The following is a 13,002-nucleotide window of genomic DNA, read 5'->3' on the forward strand; positions in this document are numbered from 1 at the left end:
GCCGGTGCGCGCGGGGCGGTGTTCGCCCGCGCGGGCGCGCGTTTGCGCTTGCCCGCGCCGGCCGGCTGCTCCGCTTTCGCGGAGCGCGCGGCCTTCGTCACCCCTGCGCGCGCCGCCACGCTCAGGCCGCCCGCGTTTCGAGCACTTCCACCGCCGGCAGCTTCTTCCCCTCGAGGAACTCGAGGAAGGCGCCGCCGCCCGTCGAGATGTAGCTGACCTGGTCGTGAATGCCGTACTTCGCGATGGCCGCGAGCGTGTCGCCGCCGCCCGCGATCGAGAACGCGGACGATTTGGCGATCGCTTCGGCGAGCGTCTTGGTGCCGTTGCCGAACTGGTCGAACTCGAACACGCCGACCGGGCCGTTCCACACGATCGTGCCGGCCTTCTCGAGCTGGCTCGCGAGTGCCTTGGCCGTATCGGGGCCGATGTCGAGGATCATGTCGTCCGCTTCGATGTCGGCGACCTGCTTCACCGTGGCCGCGGCCGTCGGCGAGAATTCCTTGGCGGTGACGACGTCGGTCGGGATCGGCACCGACGCGCCGCGCTCGCGCGCTTCGTCGATGATCGCCTTCGCCTCGGCGACGAGATCGGCTTCCGCGAGCGACTTGCCGATCGACAGGCCGGCCGCGAGCATGAACGTGTTCGCGATGCCGCCGCCGACGATCAGTTGGTCGACCTTGCCGGCCAGCGACTTCAGGATCGTCAGCTTGGTCGACACCTTCGAGCCGGCGACGATCGCCACCAGCGGGCGCGCCGGGTTGCCAAGCGCCTTGCCGAGCGCGTCGAGTTCGGCGGCCAGCAGCGGGCCCGCGCACGCGACGGGCGCGTACTTCGCGATCCCGTGCGTGGTCGCTTCCGCGCGGTGCGCGGTGCCGAACGCGTCGTTCACGTACACGTCGCAGAGCTTCGCCATCTTCTGGGCGAGCTCGTCCGAATTCTTCTTCTCGCCCTTGTTCACGCGGCAGTTCTCGAGCAGCACGATCTGGCCCGGTGCGACGTTCACGCCGTTCTCGACCCAGTTCGACACCAGCGGCACGTCGCGGCCGAGCAGCTCGGCGAGACGCTTGGCGACCGGCGCGAGCGAGTCTTCCGGCTTGAACTCGCCTTCGGTCGGACGGCCGAGGTGCGACGTGACCATCACGGCCGCGCCGGCGTCGAGCGCGGCCTGGATGGCCGGCACGGACGCACGCACGCGGGTGTCCTCGGTGATGTTGCCGTGATCGTCCTGCGGGACGTTGAGGTCGGCGCGGATGAACACCCGCTTGCCGGCGAGCTGGCCGGCGGCGATCAGGTCGGTAAGACGCTTGACTTGGCTCATGTTGGACAGATTGAAGTAGTGGATGGGGAAAGGGGGTTCACGCTGGACGTGCGCGGGCTGCCGCGAAAGGGCGCCGGATGCGGCCGTGGCTGGCGGTTCGCATGACGCGCACGGGTAAAAAATCTCGAACGGGCATTCTAGCCGATCCACCCGGCAGACTGACCCGTGCGGCGGCGAATTCCGCCTATTTGGGATCGCGCGCCGGAACCGACATATTGCCGCAACGCAGCAATTCGCCGACGCAACCGGGCGGCGCCGGGCGAGCCGGAACGGCGGCCCATCAGAAGATCAGGCGCAACGCGGTGAAGACGAGCATTCCGACGACGATCGTACCGAGCATGCTGCGCCGCCACAAAAACCAGCCGAGGCCGGCGAGCGCCGCGTAGAACGGATGGTTGGACAGCGCGAACGACAGGCCGGCCGGCGTTTCGAGCACGTCGGGCAGCACGACGGCGACCAGCGCGGCGGCCGGCGCGTAGCGCAGCGCGCGCTGCGCGCGTTCGGGCAGCACGGTGCGCTCGCCGCCGATCAGGAACAGCGCGCGCGTGACCGCCGTGACGATCGTCATCCCGACGATGACGATCCAGATCTCGGTCGCGCTCATTCGATCTCCTTTTCGTGCACGGTTTCGGTACGGATGCGCCGCCAGTCGGCCCGCTCGACGAAGAAGTCGGCCGTGCAGCCGGCCGCGAGCGCGGCGAGCACCGCGAGCGGCAGCGCAAGCCGGTACGGCAGGTCGAACGCGACGAGCGACACGATCCCGGCGACCGCGACGGCCGCGAGCGTCGAGCGGTTCGCGACCGCCGACACCATGATCGGGATCAGCGCGAGCGTGCCGGCCAGCTCCAGCCCCCAGCTCGCGGGAAAGAAGCTCGCGAGCAGGATGCCGGCGAGCGACGACACCTGCCACGACGCCCAGCTCGCGAGCGCCATCCCCCAGAAATAGGCTTCCTTGCCCGGCACGCGGCCGTACGCGAAGCCCTGTTTCTGGAACAGCAGGTAGATCACGTCGCCGTTGAAATAGCCGATCGCGAGACGCCGCCACAGCGGCAGGTAGGAAAAATGCGGCGCCAGCCCGGCGCTGAAGATCACGAAGCGCATGTTGACCATCGCGGCCGTGAGCAGCACGGTCCAGATCGGCAGCTTCGCCGCGAGGAGCGGCAGCACCGCGAGCTGCGACGAGCCCGCGTAGACGAACAGCGACATCGCGCTCGCCTGCCCGAGCGTCATCACGGACTTGCTCATCGCGATGCCGGTGACGAGCCCCCAGGACAGGATCGCCATCAGTGTCGGGGAATAGTCGCGCGCGCCCTGGATCAGCGCGAAGCGGTCGGTGGCGGACAATCGAGCGAGCATGGGAAAGCGGGCCGCAGCGGGCGGTTCGTCGGGACGCCGGCGCCTCCTGCCGGTGCGACCCTTCGTTATTGGAATCGGTACCGGACGATTATAGCGCCGGCCCCGCGCCGTCCGACCGGATCGTCGCCAAATGACGCTAAAATACGCGTCTTTCCGGCTCAACGCTGCATACAACCCGCAGCACCTCACCGCTTCCAGGAGAATCCTATGTCAATGGCCGACCGCGACGGCAAGATCTGGATGGACGGCAAGCTGATCGACTGGCGCGACGCCAAGATCCACGTCCTGACCCACACGCTGCACTACGGCATGGGCGTCTTCGAGGGCGTGCGCGCGTACAAGGCGGCCGACGGCAGCACCGCGATCTTTCGCCTGCCCGAGCACACCAAACGTCTGCTGAATTCGGCGAAGATCTTCCAGATGGACGTGCCGTTCGACCGCGAAACGCTCGAAGCCGCGCAACTCGCGGTCGTGCGCGAGAACCGGCTCGAGTCGTGCTACCTGCGCCCGATCATCTGGGTCGGCTCGGAAAAGCTCGGCGTGGCGGCGAAGGGCAACACGATCCACGTCGCGATCGCCGCATGGCCGTGGGGCGCGTACCTCGGCGAAGACGGTCTCGCGAAGGGCATCCGCGTGAAGACGTCGTCGTTCACGCGCCACCACGTGAACGTGTCGATGGTGCGCGCGAAGGCGTCGGGCTGGTACGTGAACTCGATCCTGGCGAACCAGGAAGCGACGGCCGACGGCTACGACGAAGCGCTGCTGCTCGACGTCGACGGCTACGTGTCGGAAGGCTCGGGCGAAAACTTCTTCCTCGTGAACAACGGCAAGCTGTACACGCCCGACCTGTCGTCGTGCCTCGACGGCATCACGCGCGACACGGTCATCACGCTCGCGAAGGACGCCGGCATCGAGGTGATCGAGAAGCGCATCACGCGCGACGAGGTCTACACGGCCGACGAAGCGTTCTTCACCGGCACGGCCGCCGAAGTCACGCCGATCCGCGAGCTCGACAACCGCACGATCGGCAGCGGCGCGCGCGGCCCGATCACGGAAAAGCTCCAGTCGGCGTTTTTCGATATCGTGTCGGGCAAGAACGCGAAGTACGCGCACTGGCTGACGAAGGTCTGAGCGCGCCGCGCGACCGACCGCCCCACACAAGAGTGATAAGAGAAAGTCTCATGAGTGAAATCAAGGAAATGCCGCTGGTCGAGCTGACGGCCAAGGATCTTCCCGCCTACTGCCCGAACCCGGCCATGACCCGCTGGAACGCGCACCCGCGCGTCTTCATCGACGTGTCGCACGGCGAGGCGCGCTGCCCGTACTGCGGCACGCGCTACAAGCTGCGCGACGGCGAGGTCGTCAAGGGCCACTGAGCCCGGCGGCCGGGCCTGAAGGCCCACCGACCCGCAAGGCGGCGCAGCCGGAAGTCCGGTGCGCCGCCGTTCCCCATTCTGGCAACCCGAACGCGGCGCCCGAGCGCCGTGCTTCATTACGACATCGGAAGTCGACCTGATGCGTCGAGCGCTGGTTATCGCACCGAACTGGATCGGTGACGCATTGATGGCGCAGCCGCTTTTTGCGCTGCTGAAGAAACTCCATCCCCGCATCGCCATCGATGCCGTCGCACCCTCGTGGGTCGCGCCCGTGCTCGAGCGGATGCCCGAGATCCACGATGTCCACGCGACCGATCTCGCGCACGGCAAGCTGCAGCTGCTGCGCCGCTGGCAGCTCGCGAGCGACCTGCGCGACGTCGGCTACGACGCGGCGTACGTATTGCCGAATTCGCTGAAGTCCGCGGTGATCCCGTGGCTCGCGAACATCCCGCTGCGGATCGGCTATACGGGCGAGCACCGCTACGGCTTGCTCAACGTGCGCCACGCGAACCCCGACAAGTCGGGCGAGCGGCCGCCGATGACGACCCACTACGCGGCGCTCGCGTACGCGCCGGGCGCGAAGCTGCCCGAGTCGATGAAGACGCTGCCCGCCCCGCGCCTGGACGCCGACCTGAACGAAACGGCGCGGGTGTCCGCACGTTTCAATCTCGATACACGCAAGCCGCTCGTCGTGTTCTGCCCCGGCGCCGAATACGGCCCGGCCAAGCGCTGGCCGCCCGAGCACTTCGCGTCGCTCGCGACCATCGTGCACCAGTCGTTCCCGTATACGCAGATCGTCGCGCTCGGCTCGCAGAAGGATGCCGCGGCCGCGCAGGCGATCGCCGACCACGCGCCGAACGTGCGCAACCTGTGCGGGCAGACGTCGTTGTCCGAGGCGTGCGCGCTGATCGCGCGCGCGAACGCGGTCGTCACCAACGATTCCGGGCTGATGCACGTCGCGGCCGCGCTGCGCCGGCCGCTCGTCGCGTTGTACGGATCGACCGATCCGCGCCACACCCCTCCGCTGTCGGAGCTGGCGAAGGTACAATGGTTGCATCTCGAATGCAGTCCCTGCTTCGAACGCGAGTGCCCGCTCGGCCACCTGAAGTGCCTGCGCGAACTCGGTCCGGAGCAGGTATTCGGCGATTTGCGCGGCATGCTCGTCGGGCAGCGCTGACCCTGACCGGCAGCGTCGCACGGCGCGCCGGGCAATCCGATTCACCGGTGTGCGGCGGCTCGATCCGGGCCGCCGTGCTGAATACGGCGCGCGACGCGCGCGAGAGACAACCCCGATGCCACGTTTTGCCCGCCTCTTCGAAGCCGCTGCCGATACGCTGAACGCCTACTACCAGGCCGTCGCGGATGCCAATCTCGACGCGCTGCTGGCGTTGTGGATCGACGAGGATTTCGCCAGCTGCGTGTGGGCGGACGGCGAGCATCTGCACGGCCTCGACCAGATCCGCGGCGGGCTCGCCAACCGGCTCGCGACGCGCCCGGTCACGATCGAGCCGCTCGACATCCGCGTGTACGACAGCCTCGGCACGGTCGTCTATACGATCGCCGAAGCGCATCAGCAGGCCGACCTGACGGCCGAACCCGACATGGTTTTCGCGACGTACGTGATGATCCACGAACGCGGCGAATGGCGCATCGCGCACATCCACGCGAGCCCGATTCCTGAACAGGCGGCCGGACAATTCGCCGCGAAGATCCGTCACGGGCAGGGTCCGCTGCACTGACGAAGAACGAAGCAACGCATTAGCGGGGCGATCATGAGTACGGCTTCTCCGCCCACCTCGCCGCTGACCGGGGCCCCGGCCCCCGACGACGACACACTGCGCTATCGCGCACCGCGCTGGCTGCCCAACAGCCATGTGCAAACCATCGTGCCCGCGCTGTTCGCGCGGCGTCCGGTTGTCGCTTACCGGCGAGAGCGATGGGAAACCCCCGACCACGACTTCATCGACCTCGACTGGGTCGCGCACCTCGACAGCGCGGCGCCGGCGCCCGACGCGCCGCTGTTCGTGCTGTTCCACGGTCTCGAAGGCAGCTCCGCGTCGCACTACGCGCTCGCGATGATGGCCACCGCGCGCGCGAACGGCTGGCACGCCGTGGTGCCGCACTTCCGCAGTTGCAGCGGCGAGATCAACCGCCAGCCGCGCTTCTACCATCTCGCCGACAGCGCCGAGGTCGACTGGATCCTGCGCCGGCTCGCCGCGCAGCATCGCGGGCCGCTGGTCGCGGCCGGCGTATCGCTCGGCGGCAACGTGCTGCTGCGCTGGCTCGGCGAGCATCGCAGCGACACGTCGATCGTGCGCGCCGCCGCCGCGATCTCGACGCCGATCGACGTGCATGCGGGCGGCCGCGCGCTGTCGCAGGGGTTCGCGATGGTCTACACACGCAGCTTCCTGAAGACGCTCAAGCGCAAGGCGCTCGCGAAGCTCGACCAGTATCCGGGGCTGTTCGACCGCGACGCGATGCTGCAGGCCGTGACGATGCGCGACTTCGACGAGGTCGTGACCGCGCCGCTGCACGGTTTCGCGAACGCGGACGACTACTGGACGCAGGCGACCACGCGGCCGCTGCTGCCCGCGATCGACGTGCCGACGCTGATCCTCAACGCCCGCAACGACCCGTTCCTGCCGGAATCGGCGCTGCCGGGCCCGGCCGACGTGTCGCCCGCCGTCGAGCTCGACCAGCCCGCGCACGGCGGCCATGCGGGTTTCATGACCGGGCCGTTCCCCGGCCGCCTCGACTGGCTGTCGGCGCGGGTGTTCGGCTATTGCTCGAAATTCGTCGACCATGGATGACATCGTCAGGCAGGCGCTCGCCAAATGGCCGAACGTGCCGCATTGCACCGGCTGGCTGCTGCTCGACCGGCGCGGCGCATGGCGGCTGCGCGACGACGCGGCGCAGGCGGCCGGCGAGCTCGGCTCGCCGATCCGGCATGCGGCGCTGAACGCGTTCATCGGCCGCAACTACGAATGCGACGCGCAGGGCCAGTGGTTCTTCCAGAACGGGCCGCAGCGCGTGTACGTCGAACTCGCCTATACGCCGTGGATCGTGCGGCTCGCCGAACGCGACGGGCAGCTCGCGCTCACCGACCAGACGGGCGCCCCGTTCGAACCGGACGCAGCGTGGCTCGATGACGGCGGCGGCGTGCTGTTTCGCGATGCCGGCACACCGCCGCGCATCGCGGCACTGCACGATCACGATCTCGGGCTGTTCGCCGACCACGCGGATTTCGACGCGGAGCCGCCCGTGCTGCGCTGGCGCGACGGCCGCTCGCTGCCACTTGGCAGCATCGCGTGCGCCGACGTGCCTGCGCGGTTCGGCTACATTCCCAGCCCGGCGCGCCACGCACGCGATGCCGCCGACAGCGGCAACTGACCCGCCGCGGCGCCTTCGGCGTTCGCTGCGCGACGGCCGCTACCCGCGGCCGTTCTTCTCGTCGTCGCGCTCTTCCTTGTAGCGCGCCTCGAATTCCAGCAGCCGTGCGCCGATGATCGACTGCTCGTAAAACGACACATCCTTCGCGTCGCGCGCTTCCTTCAGTTGCCGGATCGCCGACGGCCACGCGCCGTCGAGCGCCAGCTTCTCCGCCAGCGCGCGACGCCGCGCGAGCACGTCGCCCTTGCCGTCGCTCGACTTCGCGAGGTAATCCCACCAGTCCGGCTGTTCGGGGTCGGCCTTCGCCTGCGCCCGCGCGAGCGTCTGCGCTTCGGCGAAGCGGCGCGCGGCGATCAGCGCCTGCAGGTGCGCGACGATCGCCGCGTGCGACGCCGGCCAGCGCCGCTGCGCGAGCGCCGACAGCCGTACCGCGTCGTCGGTCCGGCCCGCGCGGCGAGCGAGGTCCGCGGCCAGCACGTCGAGGCTCGGCGAGCTGGTCGCCGGATCGTCGTCGCGCCGCTCGCGCGCATCGAACGCGCTGCGCGCCGACGCGAGCGCCTTGTCCGCCGCATCGTACTGGCCGAGCAGCGTGTTCGCGAGCGCGATGCCGTACCAGTTCGCCGCGACGTTCGGCGCCGTGCGATCGTCGATCTCCAGCTGCATCCGCCGCGCCTCGGCCGAGATGTCGGTCGGCGCCCGGTTCTGCAGGACGCGCAGCCGCGCACGCACGAACCCGTATTCGGCCGACTGGCGTGGCTGCCGGTATGGCGCGCGACGTGCACGATCTTCCATGTCGGCGATCCGCTCGCCGGTCAGCGGGTGCGTGCGCGCATAGGCCGGCACGCCCGCATCGCCCATCGACGCGCGGTCCAGCCGCTCGAAGAAGCCGGGCATGCCGTACGGGTCGTAGCCGGCTCCCGCGAGCAACTGGAAGCCGACGCGATCGGCCTCGCGCTCGGCCGACCGCGAGAAGCGCAGCTGGTTGTCGACCGCGTACGCCTGTCCGCCCATCGCGATCGCGCTGCCGAGATCGCCGCTGCGCGCGAGCACGCCGGCCAGCACGCCGAGCAGCATCGTCGCAAGCGCCGTGTAGCCGGTCTTCTCGCTCGCGCCGATCATCCGCGCGATGTGCCGCTGCAGCACGTGGCCCATCTCGTGGCCGACCACCGACGCGAGCTCCGACTCCGTCTGCGTCGTGACCACCAGCCCGCTGTTGATTCCGATGAAGCCGCCCGGCATCGAGAACGCGTTGATCTGCGGATCGCGCACCGGGAACAGGTCGAAGTCCGGCGCGTAGCCGCCGATGTAGCGCGCCGCCGCCGCGGCCGCGAGCCGCGCCGCCATCGCGTTCAGGTAGTCGCGCACGAGCCAGTCGTCGAGATAGTCGGGATCGCGCCGCACTTCGCGCATCACGCGCTCGCCGAGCCGGCGCTCGGCCCGCGGCGTCAGCGCACCGCCGGAGCCGTCGCCTAGATCGGGCAGCTCCAGTGCCCGCAGCGGCGCGCGCAGGCTCGCGACCGGCGCCGACGCACCGCCCGCGCCCGAGAACCGGCTCTCCGCGCCGCCGTACGTGCCGAACACGCCGGTCGCGATGCCGGACGGCACGGTGGAAATCGACGTCGCGCCGCCGGCCGCCGGCTCGAGCGGCGGCGCGGAGGCGCTCTGCGCATGGCCGCCCGGCGGTAGCGCGAGCGCCGCCGACAGCGACACGGCAAGCAACTGTTTGACACGCATGGCAGGATGAAAACGACGCCGTCCCGCGCGAGCGGCGCGCATCGCGGCGTTTGGTCTGAATATTCGGGTCATTGTACCGGCGCCGCGATGACTGTCCCGTACCGCGCGTGCGTCATCTGCGCCTCCGGCAACGCGAACGCCGCTGCTATGATAGGCGCCCGTTGAGCGGTTGGATCGGTTCGTCGCGCCGGTATGGCATCCGGTGGCCTGCCGATCGCGAAGCAGGATCGACGCACGTGCACGCGTACTCCGTTCCACCAGAGGAAGACATGTCAGGACTCACCCATTTCGACGCCGCCGGCCACGCCCACATGGTCGACGTCGGCGGCAAGCAGGAAACGCAACGCATCGCGATCGCGCGCGGCACGATCCGGATGCTGCCGGCCACGTTCGCGCTGATCCGCGACGGCAAGGCGAAGAAAGGCGACGTGCTCGGCGTCGCGCGCATCGCGGCGATCCAGGGCGCGAAACGCACGGCCGATCTCATTCCGCTGTGCCATCCGCTCGCGCTGACGCGCGTGGCCGTCGACTTCGAACTCGACGACGCGCTGCCGGGCGTCCACTGCGTCGTGCAGGTCGAGACGTTCGGCCGGACCGGCGTCGAGATGGAAGCGCTGACGGCCGTCCAGGTCGGGCTGCTGACCGTCTACGACATGTGCAAGGCGGTCGATCGCGGGATGGTGATCACCGACGTGAGCGTGCGGGAGAAGCGCGGTGGGAAGTCGGGGGACTGGAAGGCGGAAGACGTCGCCGGTTGAGCGCCCGCCGCGACGCACTCGCGCGCAGCTCGTGGAGAATCGATGGTTGTCGTGATTTCCCGGTCGGACGACAGACCATCAGGAAACCACGTCGCCGATGGGGAGCGATTCGGTGAAATGCGTTGCGCCGCTGCCGTATGCGTGCCCCGGTGCGCCACCGTACCGGCAGCTATCCGTTCCCATGTGAACCGGCCCTGACGGGCAAGCGCGGGAAAACACCGTCACGATGCGTTGATCGACGGACGCGCGACGGGTTCGCGCCATTCGTGCCCCGCCGGACTGTCGCGGCACGAACCCGATACCCCGGAACTGAATCTGGACCGCGCGCCACGGCGCGGCGCCCGCCCCGCGTCACTGCCCGCGCTGCGGCTCGAACACGAACGGTTGGGTCAGCAAGAAAGGATTCGCGGTCGCGCCGGTCTGCACGCAGGTCGCGTGCGTCATCGCTTCGACGGCCGCGCGATCGGCCGCCGCATTGCGGCTGCTCGTCGTCACGGTGACGTTCTGCGCTTCGCCGGACGTCGTCATCAGCGCGCGCACGAGCACCGTCGCCGGACGCGTGAGCGGCTTCGCGGTATCCGGATAGACGGCCCGCGGAATGTGGCAGGTCAGCTTGCTTTCCTGCGATGACGACAACATCGCGCAGCCGGAAAACAGCATCGCGGCGGCAGGCAGGATCAGGTATGTCGAGCGAATGGCCATGGTCGAATATCGTTCTTCAGCACTGTTCTGGGCACACGCGCCGCAGGCCGGCAGCCTTCCCCGGCCGCATCGCATGTGTCGCACTGCGCCGCGGCCATCGGACCGGCGCCCCGTTACGGCCGCACGACCGAGCGATGCTCGGCCGCGATCCTGCTCGGCGCAATGCCCGGATAGCCGGGAAATCTGCCGTATTCGCACCGGCGATGCCCGGCGCCTGCGGGCACGCAAACGCTTTCGCGCATTGTGCACGCGCCGCCAGGTCAGCGGCGTCAATTTGACAATGGTTGACGCGAATCGCCGCTCGTTCGGCCGGAATCCGCGCGATCCGCGAGGTAATCGAGATCCGACGGATTGCCGCACGACAGGCCACGTCGTGTGGCTCCGACGTCAACCACCTCAAGCCCGCCGCGATCGACGCCGGAATTCCCCGTTCCGGCGCGCACGACAGGCGTCAATCCGAATCGTCGTCGTCCGAGTCGTCGCCCTCGTCGGCCGGCGCTTCCCCGTATTTCGCGACGACGGCCGCCCTGAACGTCTTCAGCGCGGGCTCCTGGTCGCACAGCTTGTACAACGCGGCCAGCTGTTGCGGCCAGTCCTTCAGTTCCTTCGCGAACACATGCAGGCGTGCGACGGTATCGAGCGCGTCGGCTTCGCGGCCGGCCAGCGCCTGCAGCACCGCGTAGCGACGCAGCACCGTCTCGCCGGGCAGCAGCGCGATCGCGCGCTCGTGCGCGGCGAGCTTGGCCGGCAGATCGTCCGGCGAAATCGGCAGCAGCGTCGCCGCACCGTAATCGCCCCACGCGCCGAACAGCAGCGACGGCGCATCGCGGTACTGCGCGGCCGGGCTGCTGCCGTAATAGAGCACTTCCGCGCGCTGGTAGTCGCGCAGCACGGGCACCGCCGCCAGCACGCCGCCGAACGACAGCACCGCGAACAGCCCGAAGGCCGCCCGCCCCGGCAGGATGCGCAGCGGCTTCACGTCGAGCAGCCCGATCACGAACATCGCCGGCAGCAGGAAGAACATGTACTGCTGCGGATACTCGACCAGCGCATGCATCAGCAGGATGCCGATCAGCGCGAAGCCGAACACGCGCATGCTCGACTGCGGCGCACGCACCGCGCGCACGAACCACGCGACGAGCGTGACGGCGAGCACACCGAGCCCGACGAGACCGGACTTCGCGAGCAGGTCGATGAAGATGTCGTGCGAGTTGTTCGCGATCTCGACGCCGCCGAGCGTGCGCACCAGCGCAAACTGGTGCGACGGGAATTCGCCCCAGCCGACCCCGAGCAGCGGATGCTCGCGGAACATCGCGAGCCCGTACTTCCACAGCGCGAGGCGCGGCGCGATCTGCCCGGCGTCGCGCATCCGGTCGGCGGCCGACTCCGCGAGATTCAGGTGATAGTGCACGTTGGCCCAGCGCACCGCGACGTTCACCGCGATGAAGGCGGCCGCGAGCACGACCGGGATCAGCCACGCGCGTGCATTGCCCGGCGTGCGGCGCGATTCGACCCACGCCATCCAGAAGCCCGCGACGACCATCACCGCGACCTGCAGCCACGGCCCGCGCGACACCGTGAGCGCGAGACCGACCGACAGCACGAGCGACAGCGCAAGCCATGCCCACACCGCGAGCCGGCGCGTCTGCACCAGATACAGCGCGCCCGCGAGCGCGAAGGCGATGTAGCTGGCCAGATGGTTCGCCTGCGCCATGTTGCCGTATGGACGGCGGTCGACCGCGATGTTGTACACCACGACGAACGGCGAGACGGCCGACTCGAGGTGGAACAGCTGCACGATCTGGGTACCGACCGCGAACACGCCGCCGACGAGCAGCGCACCGGCCATCATCGGCCACACCGTTTCCGCCATCCCGTCGCGCGCCAGTGCATAGCCGGCCTGCATCGCGACCAGCGCAGCGGCCAGATACCCGAGCGCGAGCCAGTTCATCGACGGCACCTTGAGCGGGATCAGTGCAACCTGCGCGAGCAGCACCACCGCAAAGCCGAGCGGCACCGCGAACGCGGCCGGCGCGGCAAACGGCTCGGCCGGACGGCCGGTGCGCGCGAGCAGCACGACGGACACGCCCACCAGCAGATACAGCACCAGCGCGGAAAACTCGGAATAGAAGGTCGGAATCGGATACGTGTGATTCGTGATCGCGTACGGCACGATCAGGGCGACAGCCAGCGCAACGAGCGACAACGAACGGGAAAAAGTAGAAGGCATGAGCGAACCGGATGTCAGCAACCGGCGCACTATACAAAACTTTCCCTGCTCTGTGCGGGGCTGTCGCTCCGCGAGCCGGCGCGGGGCCGGCGCCCCGCCGGCCGAAGCGGCGGACGGCCGGCCGCATGCCCCGGCGCC

The 13,002-nt window shown here is 69.2% G+C and carries 13 protein-coding genes; 7 read left to right on the top strand and 6 right to left on the bottom strand.

The window, feature by feature from the left end; translation table 11 throughout:
* Positions 1 to 121: 121 nt before the first annotated feature.
* From KU887_RS14030 to KU887_RS14040, 3 genes are all read right to left on the bottom strand, one after another.
* Positions 122 to 1,318, bottom strand: coding sequence for a phosphoglycerate kinase (locus KU887_RS14030; protein WP_034201409.1), 1,197 nt, complete (start codon positions 1,316 to 1,318; stop codon positions 122 to 124).
* Positions 1,319 to 1,598: 280 nt separating this feature from the next.
* A complete protein-coding gene (locus KU887_RS14035; RefSeq protein ID WP_006477942.1) occupies positions 1,599 to 1,922 on the bottom strand; it encodes an AzlD domain-containing protein in 324 nt (107 codons plus the stop codon).
* The gene (locus KU887_RS14040; protein ID WP_006481734.1) at positions 1,919 to 2,674 is read right to left on the bottom strand and encodes an AzlC family ABC transporter permease; all 756 of its coding nucleotides are present in this window, start codon (positions 2,672 to 2,674) and stop codon (positions 1,919 to 1,921) included. Before KU887_RS14040 ends, KU887_RS14035 begins: the two co-directional genes overlap by 4 nt.
* A gap of 207 nt (positions 2,675 to 2,881) precedes the next feature.
* Here KU887_RS14040 and KU887_RS14045 point away from each other — a divergent pair, with 207 nt between their 5' ends.
* From KU887_RS14045 to KU887_RS14070, 6 genes are all read left to right on the top strand, one after another.
* Entirely contained in the window at positions 2,882 to 3,805 is a 924-nt protein-coding gene (locus KU887_RS14045) for a branched-chain amino acid transaminase (protein ID WP_006481735.1), read from the top strand.
* Between the two features lie 50 nt (positions 3,806 to 3,855).
* Positions 3,856 to 4,050: a zinc-finger domain-containing protein gene (locus KU887_RS14050; RefSeq protein WP_006482499.1), complete on the top strand. Its 195-nt coding sequence runs from the start codon at positions 3,856 to 3,858 to the stop codon at positions 4,048 to 4,050.
* 139 nt (positions 4,051 to 4,189) lie between these two features.
* Complete coding sequence (gene waaF, locus KU887_RS14055) at positions 4,190 to 5,227, top strand: lipopolysaccharide heptosyltransferase II (protein ID WP_006482498.1); 1,038 nt, start codon at positions 4,190 to 4,192, stop codon at positions 5,225 to 5,227.
* Between the two features lie 115 nt (positions 5,228 to 5,342).
* Positions 5,343 to 5,789 (top strand): nuclear transport factor 2 family protein, encoded by a 447-nt coding sequence (locus KU887_RS14060; RefSeq protein ID WP_006477934.1) that lies wholly within the window; start codon positions 5,343 to 5,345, stop codon positions 5,787 to 5,789.
* Positions 5,790 to 5,822: 33 nt separating this feature from the next.
* Entirely contained in the window at positions 5,823 to 6,860 is a 1,038-nt protein-coding gene (locus KU887_RS14065; protein ID WP_006482501.1) for a hydrolase, read from the top strand.
* Positions 6,853 to 7,440: a DUF2946 family protein gene (locus KU887_RS14070; protein ID WP_006497341.1), complete on the top strand. Its 588-nt coding sequence runs from the start codon at positions 6,853 to 6,855 to the stop codon at positions 7,438 to 7,440. The genes KU887_RS14065 and KU887_RS14070 overlap by 8 nt, the downstream gene beginning before the upstream one ends.
* 39 nt (positions 7,441 to 7,479) lie before the next feature.
* Here the strand turns inward: KU887_RS14070 and KU887_RS14075 are convergent, their stop codons facing one another.
* Positions 7,480 to 9,174: a M48 family metalloprotease gene (locus KU887_RS14075; RefSeq protein WP_060210828.1), complete on the bottom strand. Its 1,695-nt coding sequence runs from the start codon at positions 9,172 to 9,174 to the stop codon at positions 7,480 to 7,482.
* 269 nt (positions 9,175 to 9,443) lie between these two features.
* On the opposite strand from KU887_RS14075, the gene moaC reads away from it, so the two are divergent.
* Positions 9,444 to 9,932: a cyclic pyranopterin monophosphate synthase MoaC gene (gene moaC / locus KU887_RS14080; protein WP_006482362.1), complete on the top strand. Its 489-nt coding sequence runs from the start codon at positions 9,444 to 9,446 to the stop codon at positions 9,930 to 9,932.
* A 351-nt stretch (positions 9,933 to 10,283) separates the two neighbouring features.
* Here the strand turns inward: moaC and KU887_RS14085 are convergent, their stop codons facing one another.
* Together KU887_RS14085 and KU887_RS14090 are read right to left on the bottom strand one after the other, a co-directional pair.
* Positions 10,284 to 10,634: a TonB family protein gene (locus tag KU887_RS14085; protein WP_006482365.1), complete on the bottom strand. Its 351-nt coding sequence runs from the start codon at positions 10,632 to 10,634 to the stop codon at positions 10,284 to 10,286.
* 451 nt (positions 10,635 to 11,085) lie between these two features.
* Positions 11,086 to 12,864, bottom strand: a complete 1,779-nt coding sequence (locus tag KU887_RS14090; RefSeq protein ID WP_034201903.1) for a Wzy polymerase domain-containing protein — start codon at positions 12,862 to 12,864, stop codon at positions 11,086 to 11,088.
* Positions 12,865 to 13,002: the final 138 nt, after the last annotated feature.

It is taken from the genome of Burkholderia sp. EMB26, from assembly GCF_024730645.1.
GTDB lineage: Bacteria > Pseudomonadota > Gammaproteobacteria > Burkholderiales > Burkholderiaceae > Burkholderia > Burkholderia cenocepacia.